At 45.2% G+C, this 21,686-nt stretch carries 19 protein-coding genes; 6 read left to right on the top strand and 13 right to left on the bottom strand.

Annotated features, from left to right (window positions below; genetic code table 11):
• Nucleotides 1-268 precede the first annotated feature (268 nt).
• Together fadE and R7Z41_RS10395 are read left to right on the top strand one after the other, a co-directional pair.
• Nucleotides 269-2,713, top strand: a complete 2,445-nt coding sequence (gene fadE, locus R7Z41_RS10390; RefSeq protein ID WP_005385392.1) for an acyl-CoA dehydrogenase FadE — start codon at nt 269-271, stop codon at nt 2,711-2,713.
• A gap of 202 nt (nt 2,714-2,915) precedes the next feature.
• Nucleotides 2,916-4,691 carry a SulP family inorganic anion transporter gene (locus R7Z41_RS10395; protein WP_005391826.1) on the top strand — a complete coding sequence of 592 codons (1,776 nt, stop codon included), beginning with the start codon at nt 2,916-2,918 and terminating at the stop codon, nt 4,689-4,691.
• Nucleotides 4,692-4,764: 73 nt separating this feature from the next.
• Here R7Z41_RS10395 and R7Z41_RS10400 read toward each other — a convergent pair whose 3' ends face one another.
• From R7Z41_RS10400 to dnaQ, 5 genes are all read right to left on the bottom strand, one after another.
• Entirely contained in the window at nt 4,765-5,175 is a 411-nt protein-coding gene (locus R7Z41_RS10400) for a GNAT family N-acetyltransferase (RefSeq protein ID WP_005391824.1), read from the bottom strand.
• Nucleotides 5,176-5,259: 84 nt separating this feature from the next.
• Nucleotides 5,260-5,652, bottom strand: coding sequence for a DUF1353 domain-containing protein (locus R7Z41_RS10405; RefSeq protein ID WP_031780223.1), 393 nt, complete (start codon nt 5,650-5,652; stop codon nt 5,260-5,262).
• Nucleotides 5,653-5,843: 191 nt separating this feature from the next.
• Nucleotides 5,844-6,374, bottom strand: coding sequence for a hypothetical protein (locus R7Z41_RS10410; RefSeq protein ID WP_031780222.1), 531 nt, complete (start codon nt 6,372-6,374; stop codon nt 5,844-5,846).
• 223 nt (nt 6,375-6,597) lie between these two features.
• On the bottom strand, nt 6,598-7,848 hold the full coding sequence (locus tag R7Z41_RS10415) for a TIGR03503 family protein (protein WP_005391822.1): 1,251 nt from the start codon (nt 7,846-7,848) through the stop codon (nt 6,598-6,600).
• Between the two features lie 8 nt (nt 7,849-7,856).
• Nucleotides 7,857-8,579, bottom strand: a complete 723-nt coding sequence (gene dnaQ / locus R7Z41_RS10420; protein WP_005391821.1) for a DNA polymerase III subunit epsilon — start codon at nt 8,577-8,579, stop codon at nt 7,857-7,859.
• Between the two features lie 59 nt (nt 8,580-8,638).
• Between dnaQ and rnhA the strand changes: the two genes are divergently transcribed.
• Nucleotides 8,639-9,103: a ribonuclease HI gene (rnhA, locus tag R7Z41_RS10425; protein WP_005380384.1), complete on the top strand. Its 465-nt coding sequence runs from the start codon at nt 8,639-8,641 to the stop codon at nt 9,101-9,103.
• Here rnhA and R7Z41_RS10430 read toward each other — a convergent pair.
• The gene (locus tag R7Z41_RS10430) at nt 9,100-9,846 is read right to left on the bottom strand and encodes a class I SAM-dependent methyltransferase (RefSeq protein WP_005391820.1); all 747 of its coding nucleotides are present in this window, start codon (nt 9,844-9,846) and stop codon (nt 9,100-9,102) included. The two genes, rnhA and R7Z41_RS10430, sit on opposite strands and share 4 nt — an antisense overlap.
• Before the next feature lie 37 nt (nt 9,847-9,883).
• On the opposite strand from R7Z41_RS10430, the gene gloB reads away from it, so the two are divergent.
• From gloB to R7Z41_RS10445, 3 genes are all read left to right on the top strand, one after another.
• The gene (gene gloB / locus R7Z41_RS10435; RefSeq protein ID WP_005380380.1) at nt 9,884-10,642 is read left to right on the top strand and encodes a hydroxyacylglutathione hydrolase; all 759 of its coding nucleotides are present in this window, start codon (nt 9,884-9,886) and stop codon (nt 10,640-10,642) included.
• A 254-nt stretch (nt 10,643-10,896) separates the two neighbouring features.
• Nucleotides 10,897-12,480: a LysM peptidoglycan-binding domain-containing protein gene (locus tag R7Z41_RS10440; RefSeq protein ID WP_005391819.1), complete on the top strand. Its 1,584-nt coding sequence runs from the start codon at nt 10,897-10,899 to the stop codon at nt 12,478-12,480.
• Nucleotides 12,477-13,163 (top strand): YIP1 family protein, encoded by a 687-nt coding sequence (locus R7Z41_RS10445; RefSeq protein WP_005380375.1) that lies wholly within the window; start codon nt 12,477-12,479, stop codon nt 13,161-13,163. The genes R7Z41_RS10440 and R7Z41_RS10445 overlap by 4 nt, the downstream gene beginning before the upstream one ends.
• 1 nt (nt 13,164) lies before the next feature.
• Here R7Z41_RS10445 and R7Z41_RS10450 read toward each other — a convergent pair whose 3' ends face one another.
• From R7Z41_RS10450 to rnhB, 7 genes are all read right to left on the bottom strand, one after another.
• Nucleotides 13,165-14,010, bottom strand: a complete 846-nt coding sequence (locus tag R7Z41_RS10450; protein ID WP_005391818.1) for an endonuclease/exonuclease/phosphatase family protein — start codon at nt 14,008-14,010, stop codon at nt 13,165-13,167.
• Between the two features lie 140 nt (nt 14,011-14,150).
• Entirely contained in the window at nt 14,151-14,489 is a 339-nt protein-coding gene (gene glnB / locus R7Z41_RS10455) for a nitrogen regulatory protein P-II (RefSeq protein ID WP_005380372.1), read from the bottom strand.
• A gap of 187 nt (nt 14,490-14,676) precedes the next feature.
• Nucleotides 14,677-14,991, bottom strand: a complete 315-nt coding sequence (locus R7Z41_RS10460) for a c-type cytochrome (protein ID WP_005391816.1) — start codon at nt 14,989-14,991, stop codon at nt 14,677-14,679.
• A 70-nt stretch (nt 14,992-15,061) separates the two neighbouring features.
• A complete protein-coding gene (gene tilS / locus R7Z41_RS10465) occupies nt 15,062-16,372 on the bottom strand; it encodes a tRNA lysidine(34) synthetase TilS (protein WP_005391814.1) in 1,311 nt (436 codons plus the stop codon).
• A 107-nt stretch (nt 16,373-16,479) separates the two neighbouring features.
• On the bottom strand, nt 16,480-17,439 hold the full coding sequence (gene accA / locus R7Z41_RS10470; protein ID WP_005380365.1) for an acetyl-CoA carboxylase carboxyl transferase subunit alpha: 960 nt from the start codon (nt 17,437-17,439) through the stop codon (nt 16,480-16,482).
• A gap of 46 nt (nt 17,440-17,485) precedes the next feature.
• The gene (gene dnaE, locus R7Z41_RS10475) at nt 17,486-20,965 is read right to left on the bottom strand and encodes a DNA polymerase III subunit alpha (RefSeq protein WP_005391811.1); all 3,480 of its coding nucleotides are present in this window, start codon (nt 20,963-20,965) and stop codon (nt 17,486-17,488) included.
• 81 nt (nt 20,966-21,046) lie between these two features.
• On the bottom strand, nt 21,047-21,682 hold the full coding sequence (gene rnhB, locus R7Z41_RS10480) for a ribonuclease HII (RefSeq protein WP_005380361.1): 636 nt from the start codon (nt 21,680-21,682) through the stop codon (nt 21,047-21,049).
• Nucleotides 21,683-21,686 lie beyond the last annotated feature (4 nt).

The raw sequence follows: 21,686 nt of genomic DNA on the forward strand, positions 1-21,686 counted from the left end.
ATTACTCTGAGTTTACCCACAAACGAGAATTAGTGTCGATAGTGAACCAACAGATTTAGATTAGTGATGGTAATAAACTTGTCAACTTGCTCATGAAACCATCACTCAAATCTCAACTTTAGAATTTTAACTCTACTTAGATCACTTTTTATCCAATCTTATGTTTTACATTTCCTTAATATTTTGATTACACTTAAACCAACTGGTTAGACCTCTTACCTAACATACAGACGTACAAAACTTATAAAGTCTGAAAAGGAAAATACATATGGACATCTTGCTCTCAATCATCACGATGGCGATCGTGCTAGGCATTACGCTCTACCACCGCATGTCTCTCGTGAAATCTATTAGCTTACTCACCGCAGCCATGCTGGCTCTTACAGTAGCTGGTACTGTCGGCGTTATTGGTTGGGCGATTTACGTTCTCGCCGCAGCTGTGCTAGCGGTTCCTGGCGTACGTCAGTCTTTAATTAGCCGCAAAGCGTTAGTGCTTTTCAAGAAAGTGCTGCCAGCTATGTCTCAAACCGAAAAAGAAGCGTTAGACGCAGGTACCGTCTGGTGGGAAGCCGAACTATTTAAAGGCAAACCAGAGTGGCAAAAGCTACACGCGATTCAAGCACCTAAGTTAAGTGCGGAAGAACAAGCCTTTTTAGACGGCCCTGTGAATGAAGTGTGCGCCATGGTGAGTGATTTCCAAGTGACCCATGAACTCGCGGACTTACCGCCAGAAGTTTGGCAATACCTGAAAGATCATAAGTTCTTCGCCATGATCATTAAGAAAAAGTACGGTGGTCTGGAATTCTCAGCATACGCGCAATCTTTGGTACTACAAAAATTAACGGGTGTTTCTGGCGTTCTATCGTCTACCGTTGGTGTTCCTAACTCTTTGGGCCCAGGTGAGCTACTGCAACACTACGGTACTGAAGATCAGAAAAATCATTACTTACCGCGTCTAGCTGAAGGTAAGGAAATCCCTTGTTTCGCCCTAACAAGTCCAGAAGCGGGTTCTGACGCTGGATCTATTCCAGATTACGGTGTGGTCTGTAAAGGCGAATGGGAAGGAAAAGAAGTACTGGGTATGCGCCTGACTTGGAACAAGCGCTACATCACCCTAGCGCCAGTCGCAACGGTACTAGGCTTAGCATTTAAACTTCGCGATCCTGAAGGTTTGCTAGGCGACAAAGAAGATCTTGGCATCACTTGTGCGCTTATCCCAACTGATGTCAAAGGTGTTGAGATTGGTAACCGACACTTCCCACTCAATGTGCCATTCCAAAATGGTCCAACGCGCGGTAAAGACATCTTTGTTCCTATCGATTTCATTATCGGTGGCGAAAAAATGGCGGGCCAAGGTTGGCGTATGCTGGTTGAGTGTCTGTCGGTTGGACGTGGTATCACGCTACCTTCAAACTCAACAGGTGGCATCAAAACTGCGGCAATGGCAACCGGTGCTTACTCACGTATTCGCCGTCAGTTCAAACAGCCGATCGGCCATATGGAAGGAGTTGAAGAACCATTAGCACGCTTGGGTGGTAATGCTTACGTGATGGATGCAGCAAGCAACTTAACCGTTGCGGGTATCGACTTAGGTGAAAAGCCATCAGTAATCTCAGCTATCGTGAAGTATCACTGTACGCACCGCGGCCAGCAAAGCATCATCGATGCAATGGACATCGTAGGCGGTAAAGGTATCTGTATGGGACCTTCTAACTTCCTAGCTCGTGGTTACCAAGGTGCGCCAATCGCAGTAACGGTTGAGGGTGCTAACATTCTAACACGCTCAATGATCATCTTTGGCCAAGGCGCAATCCGTTGCCATCCGTACGTTCTTGAAGAAATGAACGCGGCGTATTCTGAAGCAAGTAATGCTGTCGAGAAATTTGATAAAGCGCTTGCTGGTCACGTGAGCTTTACAATGAGTAACCTAGTGCGCAGTATCTGGTTTGGTTTGAGCGACGGTCTGGGCTCTTCATCACCAACCAAAGATGCAACCAAGCGTTACTATCAACAATTGAACCGTTACAGTGCAAACCTTGCTCTGCTATCGGATATCTCAATGGCAGTGCTAGGTGGCTCTTTGAAGCGTAAAGAGCGTCTATCAGCACGTCTTGGTGACATTCTAAGCCAGCTATATTTGAGCTCTGCGACGTTGAAACGTTTTGAGCAAGATGGCCGTCCAGTCGAAGATTTACCATTAGTACACTGGGGTCTACAAGACAGTTTGAAACAAGCGGAAGTGGCAGTAGATGAATTCTTAGCAAACTTCCCGAACAAAGTAATTGGCCGTGCGCTACGCGTATTAATCATGCCATTTGGTCGCGTACGCAAAGCACCAAGCGATAAACTAGACAGTAAAGTGGCGCGCATTCTACAAACGCCAAGTGCAACGCGCTCACGCATTGGTCGCGGTCAATACCTTGAACCAACCGAGCACAACGCAGCAGGTAAGATTGAGCTTGCGCTGTCAGTCATTCTTCAAGCTGAACCTGTGTTTGACAAAGTATGTAAAGCGCAAGGTAAGCGTCGCCCATTCTTACGTTTGGATATGATTGCTCAGGAAGGGCTAGAGCAAGGCTTTATCACGCAAGAAGAAGCCGATCTACTCAGAGAAGCGGAGCAGCATCGTCTAGATACAATCAACGTTGACGATTTTGAGCCGGAACTGCTTGCCGCAAAGCCGCTATACCCTCAGATGGATAGTGTCGCGTAACTCTAGAATCTGAGACCACAAACGGGAGTATCAGCTCCCGTTTTTTATTGCTTCCAGAATCGGATTCATAACACCTCACACTACAAAGCCCCCCTGCGCAATAAAATCCTCGCACTCCAATCTTTCTCCCGATTTCCAGTGATAACTAACTCACAGACGTTCCAACTAAGCGGTGTATACTTTAAGTAACTCACTCACATATATGGTAAATCCGTTGGCTAAAATATTACTCGCACAGTGGTTCCCAGGGCTTGTTCAGCTTAAGCATTATCAAAAAGAATGGTTTGTTAACGACTTTAGAGCCGCCTTTTCTGTTGTCGCGGTTGCACTGCCAGTTGCCATAGCTTACGCACAGTTAACTGGTGTATCCGCAATTGTCGGTCTGTATTCGTGTGTACTGCCAATGTTGGTTTACGCCATGATGGGCACATCTCGACAACTCATTGTCGGACCCGATGCAGCAACCTGTGCAGTGATTGCTGCTGTTGTGACACCACTTGCCGCAGGTGACCCCACAAAACATTGGCAGTTGGTTATGACCATGACAGCGATGACGGGGATTTGGTGTGTACTGGCAAGTCGTTTCAAGCTAGGGGTATTTGCAGATTTCCTTTCTCGTCCGATTCTTTTGGGTCTACTCAACGGTGTTGCTCTCACAATTATCGTTGGTCAGTTTGCGAAAGTAGTCGGTTTGAAATACGAGCAACGTTATTTACTGGAACGTTTATGGGAAGCTCCACAACGATTAACCGATCTTCATTGGCCTACTGTAACTCTGAGTATCGTGACAGTTGTCGTTTATTTGCTCACCAAACGCTACCGACCAACTTGGCCTGCTGCCATGCTGGCGATCCTCGTAACTACTGCGTCAGTTTGGTTTTTCCATTTACAAGAGATGGGCGTATCGGTTGTCGGACTCACTCAAGGTGGCTTCCCTCAGTTTCAAACACCGGAGTTTGAGCTAGGTGAAGTTCGTGAACTAGTGGTCCCGGCTCTCAACCTTGCGATTGTCAGTTTTGTTAGCATGATGCTCACCGCCCGCAGTTTCGCTGCTAAAAACGGTTATGATATTGATGCTAATAAAGAGTTTCAGGCGTTGGGTTTTGCCAACATTGCCTCAGCGTTTTCGCAAGGTTTCGCGATAAGCGGCGCTGACTCACGCACAGCCGTCAATGATGCAAATGGCGGTAAATCTCAATTAGTTTCGATTGTCGCCGCAATCACCATTGCCATTATTGCGGTATTTATTTACGAGCCTTTGCAGTTCATCCCTATCTCTTCACTTGGTGTTGTATTGATCATTGCGTCCCTATCGCTGCTCGATCTTAAAGCAATTTGGAAATTAAAATCTCGTGACAAAGATGCATTTTATCTGGCCATCATTACTTTTATTTCTGTGTTGATCGTGGGTGTAATACCGGGGATCACTTTGGCGGTATTGCTAGGGCTGTTTCAATTTTTACGGATTGTCATGCGACCGAGTGATCAGCTACTTGGCTTGGATGAAAAAGGTACCATTCGGACCATCGACGACTCAGGAAAAGCTTCGCCTATTCCTGGAATGGTGATTTACCGCTTTAACTCACCGCTAACTTACTTCAATGCTCCTTACTTTAAACGTAGAGTGTTAGAGCAGGCAGAGCATCACAAAGACGCAAGTTGCGTTGTCATCGACGCCGTATCGAGCTTTACTCACTTGGATCTCAGTGTGATGGCAACACTGGCAGATATTCACAATACTTTGAAAAAGAGAGGTGTACGCTTAATCCTCGCAGGAAGGAAACGACGTCTTCGTCAATGGTGTGAGCTTACTGGTATCAGCACCAGTGAAGGAGGCATCTTACTGCGAGCTGATATGTACCTTGCCATTAAACTTAGTGGCTGTTACATCAGTGCTGTGGGTGAGGGACAAATTCCTACTGTTCAAAAAGAGCCTGATTTAGAGCAGCCACCCAAACCAATTCCAGAAGTGGCTTAAATACAAATTTAATATAGAAAACAGGAAATTAAACTCCTGTTTTCTAGTGCTTATCTTCACAGCTGAATACGTGTTACGCCTTTGGCTTAAACTTTTTTGTCATCCCTTGGCTTTTAGGAGCCACCAGCCTATAACCAAGCTTTTCGTAAAAGACCGGTTCATCAGCAATCATAGAAACGTAAGAGCCTTCAAGTGCAACAGATGAAAGATAACCGTCGATGTATTCCATGACTTTTCTACCTAAACCGTTGCCTTGATAATCAGAATCAACGGCAACGTCGACAATTTCGAAGTTACACGCCCCGTCACCAACAACCCGACCCATTGCAATGAGCTTTCCTTCATCCCGAACAGATACGCCATATAACGAATTGGGTAGACCAATTTCAGCAGCTTTCAACGATTTGGGTGATAGCCCGGCTTTGATACGCATATCACAGTATTCTTTCGGGCTTGGCACATGCTCTTCATATCTTATTGTCATTATGTACTACTCCTTTGTATCACCTTGGAGCTTACATAACTAAACTGTATGAATAAACAGTTAAACGTTGGAAAGATGTTCCCATTAAGCACACAAAGTATCAGGTCTAGAAAAGAAGCTACCGACAACTCTGACGCCATAATAGATATAAGTTGCTCTGAAGCTAGACATTCCTTTTTCTAAACATGTTTCTCTCAACAACGTATCCGCATGCTTTCGAGCACTTTGTGGCAACACCTCTTCCCTCATGAGTTGGTAAAGAGCATCATGCACTAAAGAAGCTTTCATAATGTTTTTTGTGTCTAACGCTGGCCCACTCGCTCCATCCCATGCATAGCCCTTTTTAATCGTTAACACGCCTTGTTTGGACAAACTAAGAAAAGGGCTGTCATACGCGTTACTCACTGAAATGTGAGTCTCAATCTTTTCTTCAGAATGGAGAGTGTATTTATACTTCTGACGCTTTTTGTATTTCATCAGAGACCTCGCGTTTACTTATTCTTATTTATCACGCACAGCTGAATATTTATCCAGAAACCCTACAAGATCGGCTCTTGTTATTATGGCGTACTACCTATTACAAAGCCCAAATCAATATAAATAGAACTCCATGCAATCAATAAAGCCAGAATCCCTGACTTTATTGATCAAAATTCAACCAGCAATCCTTATTCTGAAGGAAGTCTACTCAATTTTTTATGGATATCTTCTACAAAATTGGCTTGTTCACTTGGAGAAACCTCTAGAACATAATGAAAAAACGGACTTGTATGCTCAGTAATTTTATACTCTTCACTTAACAGCTTAATTACTTGTTCATGATTAAATCGTGCGGAGACTAAGCCACTCTCGGTTTCTTGAGTTATAACTATATAGTGAGCGGTTGGAAAAACCGTAAACCTTCCTTCGACAGGAAACCAGGGAGCAAAAGAAATAATCTCGTCATCAATTATGTATGCTTGAGGTTTACTGACATAAGTGTAAGGGTACTTTTCATCTAAATAGGGTCTTGCTGTATCAAACAAGCCATCATAATAAGTTGGTATTTCTACTTTTTGGATTTTACTTAAGGGATCAAAAGTGAAGGTATCAAGTGATTTTAAATTATTACTTCCCGCATCTGGATTATTAATACCATTATCAATAGAAGAGCAACCTACAATTATCACTGCACAAAAAAAAGCTAAAATTTTATTCATTATTTCTTTATCTTTAATTGATTATTTTGAAAGTTAGTCACATTAAAAATGCAACCAATTTAGAAAGTAAAAATGATATATTATTTATATAAAATCCCAAACATATATTTGAGTACAGTAAACTTAAATATTCATAATTTATCCATTTTTCTTCTTCCAATTTGGTAACTTGAAAAAAACGGAGCCGATTGGCTCCGTTTCTCGCTTTATGTGTGTGTTACTACTATTTCTTTGGTACTTCTAATTGCATCTCTGGCATGGCATCGCGCTTCGCTTTAATTTTGCGCCAGACTATCCATCCAATGATCACAATCAGCAGCATTATCACGTTACCCACCGCGATAATAATCATGCTGCGCTTACGCTCAGCCTCCCGCTCAGCGATAATTTGCTTTTCCATTTCAATACGGCGCTGCTCGGCTAATTCAGCTTCTTTTGCAATTCGAGCAGCTTCTAGATCAACTTCATCAACAACACTGAAGGTTTGCTCTGGAATAGGAAACACCAACGGACGCTGGGTTGCAAAATCAGTGGCAAAGATCTCGCCGCGCCATGCGTACTTACCAAGCTCAGCATCGTTATTGAGGTTCAACGTAACTCTCATTCCATCTTTAGAGACCTGTCCTTGGCGGTAACTAATGAAACCATCGGGAGCGTCCTTTTTCACTGTGACTGCAATAGAGCCTGGTGCAATCATACCTTGCTCGCCACTCACCACTAATTGGTGTGGCTTATCGGGATTACGAGCCTGAATAAAAGTACGAGAGATTGGGTTCGGATAAACCAAGATGACTTGTTCTTGCGCTCGTAAGAATACGCCATTGCCAGACGTGATGCGCGCGCGGTACTTACCAGGCTCAACGTCTATTGGGAGCTGAACCGTAAACACACCATCCCCTGCTTTTTCATCCAAGCCTCGGCCGTCATCAGAAAACTCACCCACAACCATCGGCACTGGACGTGCTTCTTTGATCAGCTCATCTTCATTTTCGACAAACTTGGTAAATGTCACGCGCAGATTCACGCGATCAAGGAAGTCGCGCAGTACAAGAGGTTTGCCGTCGGAGGTCAGGCGAGCTGTAAACTTAAGCGCTTCCCCATTATATAATCGGTTTGGGAACAGATCCGTACTGAGCTTTAGGTGAGAAATTAAGCGGATGTTATTTTTAGGCGTAACTTTCCCCACAGCCTGCCATGGACCTGGCATAGGGTTATCAACGGAAATAATATCGAGTGAGGCTTCTTGATACCAACGTACATTGTCGTAAGAGCCCCAAGCATAGTATTTTTTACCGTCAGGACGGACTAAAACAACTGGCTGAGAACTTTGCTCACGATAAACCAAAAACGTGATCTGCTCGATGGTTGGATCAACTCGAAAGCGATTGTCTAACAAAGACATTGTAGATTCACTCGCAGCACTCGAGAGACTACTCCATATCGCTAAAAACGCGACCAACAAAGCCCTCAACATAGCTTCTCCTATTGATGCCAAATACAGTCGTTCACCAACTCTAATCTTTTTTGGTGAGCTTCTAGTTCATCGGCACTTGCGCGCAAAACCTTTAGCGCTTTTCTTCCTTCAATACGACGAATGGTTTCTACTCCACCCTCTTGTTTATTCGCGTTAAATTCTAGACTCGTTTGACCACCCGTCATAAAGAGGTAAACGTCGGCTAGAATCTCCGCATCGAGCAAAGCTCCGTGGAGTGTACGGTGCGAGTTATCAATACCGTAACGTTCACATAAGATATCAAGGTTGTTTCGCTTGCCAGGGAAGATTTTCTTCGCCATTGCAAGGGTGTCGGTCACCTTGCAGTAGTCGTCCGTTTTGCCGATGTTAGAATCGAGCATGCCAAACTCGTAATCCATAAATCCGGTATCGAAGGGCGCGTTGTGGGCAACAAGTTCTGCGCCTTTAATAAACTCAAGAAACTCTTGGTGCACGCTCGCGTATTCCGGTTTATCAACCAAGAATTCATCCGTAATACCGTGAACTTCAACCGCTTCTGGTTGGATTTCACGATCGGGTTTTAAATAAACGTGGAAGTGACGACCAGTCAGCTTACGGTTGATGATCTCCACGGCACCGATTTCAATAATGCGGTGTCCCATGTAGTGAGGACCACCCTCGCGGTTCATACCTGTGGTTTCGGTATCGAGAACGACAATGCGGTTATATTCAGAATTGCTGCTGGTATTCATAAGGTTATGTATGTCAGACTATGCTTTATTAAATGTTTCGGCTAATAGTACCAAAAAATATGACCAAACACGTTGAGATTTTCACTGACGGTTCTTGTTTAGGTAACCCAGGACCAGGTGGTTACGGCATAGTATTGCGTTACAAAGACGTAGAAAAGACACTTTCCAAAGGCTATACGTTAACTACCAACAACCGCATGGAAATGTTGGCGGCTGTCGTCGCGCTACAGACGTTAAAACAACCTTGTAAAGTCACTTTAACGACTGACAGCCAATATGTGCGCCAAGGTATTACTCAGTGGATCCATAACTGGAAGAAGCGTGGTTGGAAAACAGCGGATAAAAAACCCGTGAAGAATGCCGATTTATGGCAAGCTCTAGACAAAGAAACCGCACGCCATCAAGTTGAATGGCATTGGGTAAAAGGCCACGCAGGCCATCGTGAGAACGAAATGTGTGATGAGCTAGCCCGTACTGCTGCAGAAAACCCAACTGAGGAAGATACAGGTTACCAACCCTCTTAGCGAGATTCTTTCCTCATAGTGTTACCCTCTCGATTCATCACCCCAAGTGGTGTGAGCTTTTTCTTCAAGCGCCAATGCGGTTTGATAGGCTTGAGAGGGTATGTCCGTTTCCGCGCGACTATGTAATACAAACTCCCAGCGGGTGATGCCCAATCACCAAGACTATTTTCCAACCATGTCCACATCGTACGGTAACGTTTCATCGGAAACAGCGCATAACGATCACAATGAATCACTTGATAATTAAGTAACCCTAACCAATCTTTGATGCGGCTCGACGTAAACATTCGTCCACTCCAAGGCAAATTATGTTTACGCCATGGAAGCAAACTCGCTAATCCAGTCAAGCTTAATGGGTTGAATCCAGTAATAATTACATAGCCATCATCCATCATCACTCTATCGACTTCACGCAACAAACGGTGTGGATCGCTTGCATAGTCGAGCTGATGAGCGAGTATCACAACATCAAAGCTTTTTTCCAAAAAGGGTAATTCGTAACCATCTGCAATCACATTATGCAACGGGTTCTGGATATCTACGTTGACTTGGTGTTGAATGTTACAATTACAGCTGGTTAGCTCACAGCTCAACCCGCCCAGTTTGAGCATATGGTAGCCGAAGAGTTTCGGGCACCATTCATCAAGTCGGGTCTGGATTGACTCAAGCACCCACGGACCGTTGTTCATTGCTGACCAAGTCGACGGGTGTGGTATAGTTTTGTTGCTGAGTGCTGGTTTCATTAACCACCTGACTAAAATGGGTGACGGAGAACGAATCGTGTTAGAGATCAAAAGCATACCCGCATTTAATGATAATTACATCTGGCTGATACAAAATAGCGATAAGCGCTGCGCAGTCGTTGATCCGGGCGATGCGAAGCCAGTATTAGAATTTCTGCAGGCTAACGAATTAACTTTAGAAGCGATTTTAATTACGCACCACCACAACGATCACATTGGTGGCGTTCCAGACTTAGTGCGTGCATTTCCTAACGTCGCCGTTGTGGGCCCAAAATCAGAGCCAATTCCAACCCTAACGACACCAATGGAAGAAGGCGACAAGCTAGAGTTGTTTGGTGAGATTTTCTTAGTACTTGGGTTACCCGGTCATACTTTGGGCCATATCGGTTACGTTGGGGACGGAAAACTGTTTTGCGGTGATGTGCTCTTTTCTGCTGGCTGCGGTCGTATTTTTGAAGGTACGCCTGAGCAAATGTTTGAATCACTGAGCAAACTAACGTCTCTACCAGAAGAAACTCAAGTCTTCTGCGCACATGAATACACGGCGAGTAACGTGGCGTTTGCTCTAGCGGTTGAACCTGACAATGAGCAACTTCGCCAATATCGCGACGATGTAAACCGACTGCGAGCACTCAACATTCCGACACTTCCAACAACAATACGCAAAGAAAAGTGGATTAATCCGTTCTTGCGTACCTCTAACCCTGACGTGGTTCAATCTGTTGCTAGTCGCATTAAAAATAGCGATCCATGCTCGGTTTTTACTGCTTTACGCGAGTGGAAGAACGAATTTTAACCATTTTCTGCTTGTAAGTTTGCAAGACCCCAGTATTATCAGGGACTGATTTTTCGAGAAGCGCCACTGGCGCTTCTCTTACGTTTGGGGTTGATATAAATCTATTTGAATTTCTCCCCATTGCATAATTAGAAGCTCTTTGCCTCTATAAATTAGTTAGTGTTTAAAAGATGTCTATTATCTTGCGACTGCCACGCACATTACGTTGCGCGACAGGCAGGTGAAGATAAACAGGCCCTAAATAGGCTGAATCCATGCGTTTGAAGTATACTTGGGCGTTGGCGTTGTTATTATCTGGCTGTCAATTGACTCAGTCAGATTCAACGTCTTCTACACCAGAAACCAATAAATCTGAGCAGACTGCAAAGCAAAATGCAGTAAAAGCTCAACCGGGCAATAAATCGTCACTAGCAAAAAAATCCGCTAACGACGCGCCTAAAGTTCTCTCCCCCCAAGAACAAGAAGATGTGTGGCAACGTATCGCCATGCAGCTGGACATGGATATCCCAAACCACAAGAAAGTGGACTACTACCGTACGTGGTATTTAAAGCACCCAAATCACCTTTACACGGTATCTAAGCGTGCTACCCCTTTTCTATACATGATCACAAAACGTATCGAAGAGCGCGGACTCCCAATGGAGCTTGCATTACTTCCTGTAGTGGAAAGTTCATTCGATGCCTTTGCCTACTCACATGGTAGCGCGGCTGGGTTGTGGCAATTTGTCCCTGGCACCGGAAAAATGATGGGACTAGAGCAAAACTACTGGTATGACGGTCGCAGAGATGTGGCAGCAGCAACGGATGCAGCGCTGGACTACCTAGTACAACTAAACGAGCGTTTTGATGGTAACTGGGAACATGCAATCGCCGCTTATAACAGCGGTGGTGGCCGTGTTTCTAGCGCAATTCGTAAGAATAAAAAGCTCGGTAAACCTATCGATTTCTTCTCATTAGACTTACCAAAAGAGACCAGTAGTTACGTTCCTAAGCTATTGGCCTTGGCTGACGTTATCGCAAACCAAGACAAGTACGGACTTAATATTCCTGCAATTCCAAACAAGCCTGTTCTAACGCTTGTTGATCCAGAAGAGCAGTTAGATCTGGCTATTGCCGCAGATTATGCCGGCATTAGCGTAAAAGAGTTGCAGAGTTACAACCCAGCATACAACCAGTGGTCGACAGCGCCTGAGGGGCCGCACCAACTTTTGATTCCCGTAGAGAAAAAAGAGACTTTTCTCACCAAGGTGGAGAAAAATCGCGGTAAAGGGATGAAGGTCGCTCGCTACAAGGTGAAATCTGGCGACTCTTTAAGCGTGCTAGCTAATAAATACGGCACAACCACGAAAGTCATTCGACGTGCCAACGGCCTATCGAATAACAATATTCGTATTGGTCAATACCTGTTGATTCCGACATCAACAAAAGACGATGCAAAATACGCATTAACGGCACAAAACCGATTAAACAAGACTCAATCTCGTGCTCGTGGTCAACTCAAGCTCACCCATGTCGTTCAGTCTGGAGAAAGTTTGTGGTCAATCGCACGTAACAATAAAGTGTCGTATAAATCGTTAGCTAAATGGAATGGTATGAGCCCTAAAGATCCATTGCGTGTGGGTCAAAAGCTAGTGATATGGAAGGACTCAGACAAAGGTTCTGTGATCCGTACCGTTTTCTACAACGTTCGCTCTGGCGACACCATTAGCGGCATTGCAAGCAAGTTCAAAGTAAAAACGAACGACATCGTGAAATGGAACTCGCTACACAAGAAAAAATACTTACAACCAGGTCAAAAGCTTAAGTTGTACGTTGACGTAACGAAGGTAAGTGTATGAACCCATCAAGCAATCCACTTGTGATGCTGTTGGACATTTTTCGTTCTCCAACATCTTGTTTTCTCGCGCTTTATCAACGCGGTGGATGGGGATGGCAACCGTTCATCTTCCTGATGCTTAGTCCGTTTTTATTCTGGGGTGCTTACTTTTCGAATGTCGATTTCACGTGGCTCAGTGACCAACTTGCTGCGCAATTTCAGCAAATCGACCCGAAGCAGATTGAGCTATTAGAACCAAACACGCTAATGGCAAGCGCGATCATCAATGATGTATTCAACCGCTTTGCCACCTTACTATTGCTCGCGCTTTGGTTCTTTCTTGCAACAAAGGCAAGCAAACAACAATACGGTTACTGGAAATGGTTTGCCGCATCGTGTGCTATCTTATTCCCAGCAGTATTGGGCGATGTAGCAAGTTACGCGAGCTTGCTACTCAAGCATGGTCAGGTAATGACTTACGCTGCCGATTTAAATAGCCTCAATGGTCTATTAAAGCTGCCTCTTACTAACGAATGGTCTCATTTCGCTAGCTCGTTACCTTTGCTTCTGCCTTGGTACATTGTGCTCGGCTACGGCGTTGTACTGACGTGGACGGAGTTTGAACGTGGCCAAGCTTTGGTGATTGCAAGCCTGCCATGGGTATTCTTCTACGTTATTTGGGCACTTTATATTGTGGTAACCTAAGCTAGTCATTTAACGTAAATGACAATAACAATGGGTTATGATCGGAAGCGTCGCTCTGCGGCGCTTTTGCGTACTTAAGCGTCAGACCTCGGTAAAACACATGGTCCAGTGGTAACCCTGTTATAAATTGGACTCGATGATCCGGCAAGAACGTCACCTCTTGTAAGTCCGCAGCCTTTAAGGCCTGCCTCATCGCATTAACGCGAGATTTACTCCAGCTATTGAAGTCTCCAGCAAATAGAATTGGCCCCACATGATGCTTTAAAAGCATTTCAAGCGCCGTTAACTGAGATATATACTCTTTTGTACCTACGGTGAAGTTAATCGCATGTACATTCACCACTGCGAGTTTCTCGCCATTACTCAAGTGATACTGGCTATATAATGCAGACTTAGGTAAGCGAAGCCACGGCTCTTTAGAGGTGTAAGCGCAGGCTTTTTCTGGTTGCCCTTGAGCAATACTAATTACACCGGCACCGCTACCCAGCGCCTTAAAAGCACTCACTTGATTACTAACCCAGCGACCATCCACCAACCACTGTTTAAATGATGGTGTCATGCTGGCTTCTTGCAATAACAGCAGCTGCTTATCAGCAGAGAATTCATTGAGTGCACTTTGCCAATTCGTTCGGTTCTGTTTGTAGATATTCCAGACAAGTACATTGATTTCACCGCCCTGATCCAGAGCTTTTGAGCCGCTAAATTCGATACACCTAATATCCTGCGTCAACTCTGAGCCTCTTTGAGTAATGATTTGCGGCTGATCTGGTACGGTGAAAATAACCTGGAAGCCGACCAATACCGCCATAATAAGAAAAGCTAACGCCAGAAAAAAACGCTTGAACATACGACAAACCTGAATGTAGGCACCCGAAATCTAGAACAACCAATCTCGGGTTAAATGATTTCACTAATAAGCAAACAACAAAAAAGGAGCCACTTGGCTCCCTTTTAGCATAATAAATACGAAACAGGTGACAAGAAACCTTAGATCGCGTCTTCGTCTTCTTCACCAGTACGAATACGAACCACACGCTCAATATCAGTGACGAATATTTTACCATCACCAATCTTACCAGTTTGCGCGGTTTCAATGATTGTCTCTACGCATTTATCAGCCACATCTTCCGTTACAACGATTTCGAGCTTCACTTTAGGTAGAAAGTCCACCATATACTCTGCACCACGGTAAAGCTCTGTGTGACCTTTTTGGCGACCAAAACCTTTCACTTCAGAGACGGTCATCCCTGTAATGCCAACTTCAGCTAGCGCTTCTCGAACATCATCCAGTTTAAATGGCTTGATAATCGCTTCAATTTTTTTCATGTTCATCCCTTAAGCTTCAATCGATTGCGCTTATTATCGTTTAGCGTTTCGCAACATTCAATGTTTGTCTCTGATCCACCAGCGAAAATCCAGATTGAGCAAATTAACATAGCGAATATCGTGAGTTGATAAAACCCCAGTGAGGACTGCTCAATGCCCAATCGTCCAAGCTTTTTCAGACTCGCGTTTACTTCAAACTTGCGTAGTAAGCCGCTAGGTTAGCGATATCTTCATCAGACAACAATGAAGCTTGAGCTTGCATCACAGCAGCAAGCCCACCTGTTCGCTCTTTATTTTTATAAGCTTTAATTGAACTGATAATATATTGCTCATTTTGCCCTTTCAGATTTGGGTAACCCGGAATGACAGCAATACCATCAGCGCCATGACACGCCGCGCATACTCCCGACTTTGCTTGACCTGCTGTAGCATCTCCCGCAGCTAGAGCTTGCCCACTAAACATGGTTAACGCCACCATTGCACCCATGATTGTTTTCTTCATTGCTTCACCTAATCAATTATTATTTAAGGATTTTTATATTTTATAATCGACATTGTGGCATGAATTTTCATTACCTGCGCCAAATAAGTTCACAATCTTGACCATTAAACGCCTGATCAACGAACAGATCTGCCACAGCAACGACTCGGTCTTGGCACATTAAAATCGGAATTTGACGACGCAGCCAGCTTGGCACATTGTATTCTTGGAATAACTTCTTCAGTTTTCGACTGTGATTACGCGTGGTTGGATGCGCTGATAAGCCTTCCGGATTGAAGGTCACGCGAAGCAACTCTGGCTGACTCGGTAGCGCAATCGTTGCGTTGCTAGAACTCGTCGTTAAGATCAGCTCCCCTAGCCGCTCAGGCAGCGACAAAGTCGCATCAACTTGAATCGTACTTTGCCACTCAGTGACATCAGCCATTTCCGTTACCCAATAGAGACGATTTCGAAAACGGCGCACTTCACCTTGTTTAAGTTGTAGTTTGGGGTTGGCATCTTGCTGAGCTAATGCGACTTCATTCCAGATAAGATTGAGTTGTACCTGAGTCGGCATACTAGTATTAAGCTTAGCCAGCCACATACGAATCAAGCGCGCACGCGCTAATCCACTGTGCTTAGCCAGTTCTTCAATACTCAAACTAAGATCCGTTTGTAAAGCGCGTTCAAACACCGCGCTCAATAGTTCATCCAATAGCGCTTCTTGTTGAGCACATAAACTTGCACTGCGCTGAACCGCTTGATGGATACTCGGCCAGCGACCAGACAATTCAGGAATAACACAATGACGAAGAAAGTTACGATCATAACGGGTATCTTGATTGCTTTCGTCTTCCACCCACTCCAAGCCTAATTTAGTAGCGGCTTCTTCGATGGTCTTCCGCTTGATAGTAAGCAATGGTCGAACTAGAGATCCGCAAGAAAACGGCATACTCTCCGCCATCGAAGATAACCCTTTAGGCCCGCTGCCGCGCTTAAGCGCAAGGAGAAAAGTCTCTATTTGATCGTCGGCATGTTGACCAGTCAACAGTATATCGCCTTCTTGAATGTACTTAGTTAAGGCTTGGTAGCGAGCTTCACGAGCAAGAAGTTCAATACTTTCACCATTGCTGATGTCTAAGCTCACTCGCTCGATCGAGCACGATATCCCCACTTGTTGTGCCCAAAGTAAGCATTTATCGGCCCAATTATCGGCATTCGAGCTTAAACCATGGTGCACATACACAGCGTGACACTCTACAGAGTGCGCTTGTTGGTAGCGACTGAGTAATTCGAGTAAAAGACGTGAATCCACTCCTCCGCTAAACGCCAAGACAACCTTAGTGCCTAATTGATAGTAGCGGCCGAGAACTTGAGCAAAATGCGGGTAAAGCGATTCCATAAGCGATCCGATAGGTACAAAAAAAGGGCTGGACTCTCATCCAACCCTTTCTATTTTAACTGTTATCACTTGAGATATCAGCTAACGCTTAATAGCAATCACCGAAATTAACAGTAACCGTAGCTCATTAGACGCTGGTAACGACGCTCACGTAGCGTCTCTTCATCCAATTGTTCTAGATCTTCTAGCTGACGAAGTAGTGTCGCTTTCATATTCGCTGCCATTTGAACATGATCGCGATGAGCGCCGCCTAGTGGCTCTTCAATGATTTCGTCGATCAGTTCAAGCTCTTTAAGACGCGGAGCAGTTAGACCCATTGCCTCTGCCGCTTGTGGCGCTTTGTCTGAATCACGCCATAAGATTGAAGCACAACCCTCAGGAGAAATTACTGAGTACGTAGAGTACTGAAGCATGTTCACGTAGTCGCCTACACCGATTGCTAGTGCACCACCAGAACCGCCTTCACCAACAACGTTACAGATTACTGGCACTTTAAGACCAGACATCACTTTTAGGTTTTTCGCGATAGCTTCAGATTGACCACGCTCTTCTGCGCCCACACCTGGATACGCGCCAGCCGTGTCGATAAATGTGATAATCGGCATGTTGAAACGCTCTGCCATTTCCATCAAACGTAGCGCTTTACGGTAACCTTCTGGTTTCGGCATACCAAAGTTACGTTTCACCTTTTCTTTGGTCTCACGACCTTTTTGGTGACCAATGATCATCACAGGGCGGCCTTCAAGGCGAGCCATGCCACCCACAATCGCTTTGTCGTCTGCAAACGCGCGGTCACCCGCTAATTCATCAAACTCCTCAAAAGCGTGTTGGATGTAATCCAGCGTGTAAGGACGTAGTGGGTGACGAGCCAGTTGAGCTGTTTCCCATGCACCTAGGTCACTGAAGGTTTTTTTCTTCAGCTCTAAGCTTTTCTTCTCAAGCTGTTCGATTTCTTTATCCAGGTCAATCGCAGAATCACCACCGTGACGAGAGACATCACGTAATGCTTCAATTTTCGCTTCTAGTTCTGCAATTGGCTTTTCAAATTCAAGAAAGTTTAGGCTCATCTATGAATCCTTGTTTACTCAGCGTCTAACATATTGCGCTGAATTTTTAGTTAAATTCGAGTTCTACCTGGCTTTTGCCAAGCAACTGTTTTAAATCGTCGAGTAATGTATCACTTGGCGTAACTCGCCACTCGGTGCCCAATGTTAACCGCGCTCTGGCGTCGGCACGCTGGTAGTATACATTGACGGGTACGGTTCCGGCTTTGTGCGGTTCTAAAATACGGCTGAACTGCTCAAAAAACTGATCGTTGATCTGATTTGCATCTATCGATACCGACAAACCACGAGCGTATTTCTCGCGCGCACTGCCGAGATCCATAACTTCACGCGCCGACATTTTAAGGCCACCGTTGAAGTCATCAAAGCTGACCTGTCCAGAAACGACCAAAATTCTGTCTTTTTCGAGAAGTTCAGCGTATCGATCCAGCGCATCTGAGAACAACATCACTTCCATGCGACCACTTCGGTCATCCAGTGTCATAATACCAATTCGTGTACCACGTTTGGTCGTCATTACACGAGCGGCAATAACCAGGCCGGCTACCGTGACAGATTGATCGCGGCGAGTGGGCGTTGCGTCTTTTAGTCGACAACTGGTGTATTTGTTTAGTTCCTTTACGTAGGCGTTAATTGGGTGCCCTGTCAAATATAGACCTAGGGTATCACGCTCGCCCTCTAACCACACTTTTTCTGGCCAAGGCGGAACCTGCGTATACTTATGCTCTACTTCTTCAGGTGCATCCGTTAGCACACCAAACATATCCGTTTGACCAAACGCCTCAGCTTGGTGATGTTGACTTGCTGCTTTTACCGCATCATTGAGTGACGCCATCATCGCCGCGCGGTGTGGGCCTAGTCGATCCAACGCACCCGCGTAAATCAGCTTCTCTATCACTCGTTTATTGACGCGTTTTAGATCAACTCGAGCACAGAAATCAAATAGGTCTTTAAAGTGACCACCTTTATTTCTCGCCTCAAGAATCGCATCGATAGGGCCCTCACCAACCCCTTTTATCGCACCAATACCGTAAACAATTGCGCCATTTTCATCAACATTAAAGCGATATAGGCCAGAGTTGATGTCTGGTGGCAGCACGGTAAGCTTCATACGGAAACACTCATCGACCAAGCCAACGACTTTTTCCGTGTTATCCATATCGGCTGTCATTACCGCAGCCATAAATTCGGCAGGATAATGTGTTTTCAGCCAAAGAGTTTGATAAGAAACCAATGCATAAGCAGCAGAGTGCGATTTGTTAAAACCATAACCGGCGAACTTCTCTACCAAGTCGAAGATTTTCATCGCCAACTCGCCATCGATACCGTTCTTTATCGCACCTTCTTCAAAGATAGCACGTTGTTTTGCCATCTCTTCTGGCTTTTTCTTACCCATTGCACGACGGAGCATGTCCGCACCACCTAGCGTATAACCCGCTAAGATCTGCGCAATCTGCATTACCTGCTCTTGGTACAGGATGATGCCGTAGGTTGGATCAAGCGTCTCTTTTAGCGACTCGTGTTGCCACTTTTCATCTGGATAAGAGATCGCTTCTCGACCATGTTTACGGTCGATAAAGTTATCTACCATGCCCGATTGCAAAGGACCCGGACGGAAGAGTGCTACCAATGCGATAATGTCTTCGAAACAGTCTGGCTGAAGTCGTTTGATCAGCTCTTTCATGCCTCGAGATTCAAGCTGGAATACTGCTGTCGTTTCAGAGTTTTGCAACAAACGGAAAGAGGCAGGGTCTTCTAACGGTATGGATTCAATTTGAACCGGTTCTTTCCCTTCTCGCTCTAGGCGTGGGTTAATCAGTCCTAACGCCCAGTCAATAATGGTTAAGGTACGTAAACCCAAGAAGTCAAACTTAACTAGGCCAGCGGTCTCAACATCGTTTTTATCAAATTGAGTAACCGGAAAGTGACCTTCAGCGTCTGCATAAATTGGCGCAAAATCGGTAATTGTTGTAGGTGAAATTACAACACCACCAGCGTGTTTACCGGCGTTTCGCGTACAGCCTTCCAAAATATGACACATGTCGATGAGTTCTTTAACTTCCTCATCGGCCTCATACAATTCAGGTAGTGCAGGTTCAGCTTTAAACGCTTTATCTAGCGTCATGCCTGGATCGGGCGGGATCAGCTTTGAAATACGATCAACAAAACCAAATGGGTGGCCCAATACGCGGCCAACGTCACGGATTACCGCTTTTGCCGCCATGGTACCAAACGTGATGATCTGAGACACCGCGTCGCGACCGTACATTTCCGCAACGTGGTCAATAACCTGGTCACGTTTATCCATACAGAAATCGACGTCGAAATCGGGCATCGAAACACGTTCTGGGTTCAAGAAACGTTCGAACAGCAAGTCGTATTCTAGTGGATCCAGATCGGTGATTTTTAGTGCGTAAGCCACCAAAGAACCAGCACCGGAACCACGTCCAGGACCGACAGGAATTCCATTATCTTTTGACCACTGGATGAACTCCATTACGATCAAGAAGTAACCAGGAAATCCCATTTGGTTGATAACATCTAGCTCTATCTGAAGACGTTCATCATATTCAGGGCGGCGACGTTTTCTCTCTTCCTCATCTGGAAATAGAAACTCTAAACGCTCTTCCAACCCCTCTCGGGATTTCATGACTAGGAACTCAGTCTCTTTCATCCCTTCGGTTGGGAAGGCTGGTAGGAAGTACTCCCCTAAGCGCACAGTCACGTTACAACGCTTCGCTATCTCGACACTGTTTTCTAACGCTTCAGGAATATCAGCAAACAGCTCGCACATTTCTTCTTCTGTACGAAGATATTGCTGCGGACTGTAGTTTTTTGGCCTGCGCGGATCTTCTAATGTGTAACCATCGTGAATCGCTACGCGTATTTCATGAGCATCAAATAGGTCTGGACTCAGGAATACAACTTCATTGGTCGCCACTACTGGCAAGTCTTGCTGCTCTGCCAATTCAACCGCAAAGTGAAGATAAGTTTCTTCATCTGGACGACCGGTACGAAGTAGCTCAAGATAAAAGCGATCTGGAAAATGCTGTTTATAGAAATCAACACACCCTTGCACCATTTGACGGTTGCCTTTCAAAAGGCCGCGACCAATTTCTCCGCTTTTACCGCCGGATAATACAATCAAGCCTTCAGACATTTCAGCCAACCAGGCTTTATCAATCACTGGGTGGTGTTGAACATGTCCACGTAAGTACGCTTTTGATATCAATAACGTCAGGTTCTTATAACCTACATTATCCGCCGCAAGCAAAGTCACTTGTGTCAGCTCTTCACCAAACTCGTCCGACTGCATTTTAAAGTCAGCACCAATGATCGGTTTAACACCACTGCCATGCGCCGTACCGTAAAACTTCACCAAACCACATAGGTTGGTAAAGTCGGTCAACGCCATTGCGGGCATACCGAGCTCAGCAACTTTCTTTACGATTGGCGGAACTTTGTTGAGGCCATCCACCATCGAGAAGTCACTATGAACACGCAGGTGGATGAATTTGGGATCTGACATTAACAGGTACCGTGTAACTCTATTTTGTTGGGGATTCTAACCTAAAGAGGTTGGGTTTATAACACCAATTAGATCGTTTGATTATTCTATGCCTAACGCTTTTTTTACTGGCTTGAAACTCTTGCGGTGTTCACTGATCACTCCGTGTTGCTCAATCGCTTCAAAGTGCGCTTTAGTTGGGTAACCTTTGTGCTTCGCGAAGCCAAATTGTGGATGAAGTTTATCCAACTCTTCCATCTCTTGGTCACGCACGACTTTGGCAATAATTGAAGCCGCACTGATTTCGGCAACACGTAGATCGCCTTTTACTACAGCTTGAGCATCCATTGGCAGCTCCGGACAACGGTTACCATCAATCAACACCAAATCAGGTTGAACCTGTAACCCCGCCACTGCACGCTGCATCGCAACCATAGTCGCCTGCAAAATATTCAGTTGATCGATTTCTTCAGGAGAGCAACGCCCGACCGCCCACGCCAATGCTTTTTCTTTGATTTCAGGAAGCAACGCCATGCGTTTCTTTTCGGTCAATTTTTTCGAATCGTTCAACCCTTCAATAGGATTGTTAGGATCAAGGATAACCGCAGCGGTGACGACGTCTCCCACCAAAGGACCACGTCCTACCTCGTCGACTCCGGCCACAAGCTGGTAACCTTGCGGATATTCAAACGGAGGGAGTTCAACTTTGGTTTTGGTCGCTTTTGGTTTAACAGCCATGATA

The organism is Vibrio sp. 1457, assembly GCF_033340195.1.
Taxonomy (GTDB): Bacteria; Pseudomonadota; Gammaproteobacteria; order Enterobacterales; family Vibrionaceae; genus Vibrio; species Vibrio alginolyticus.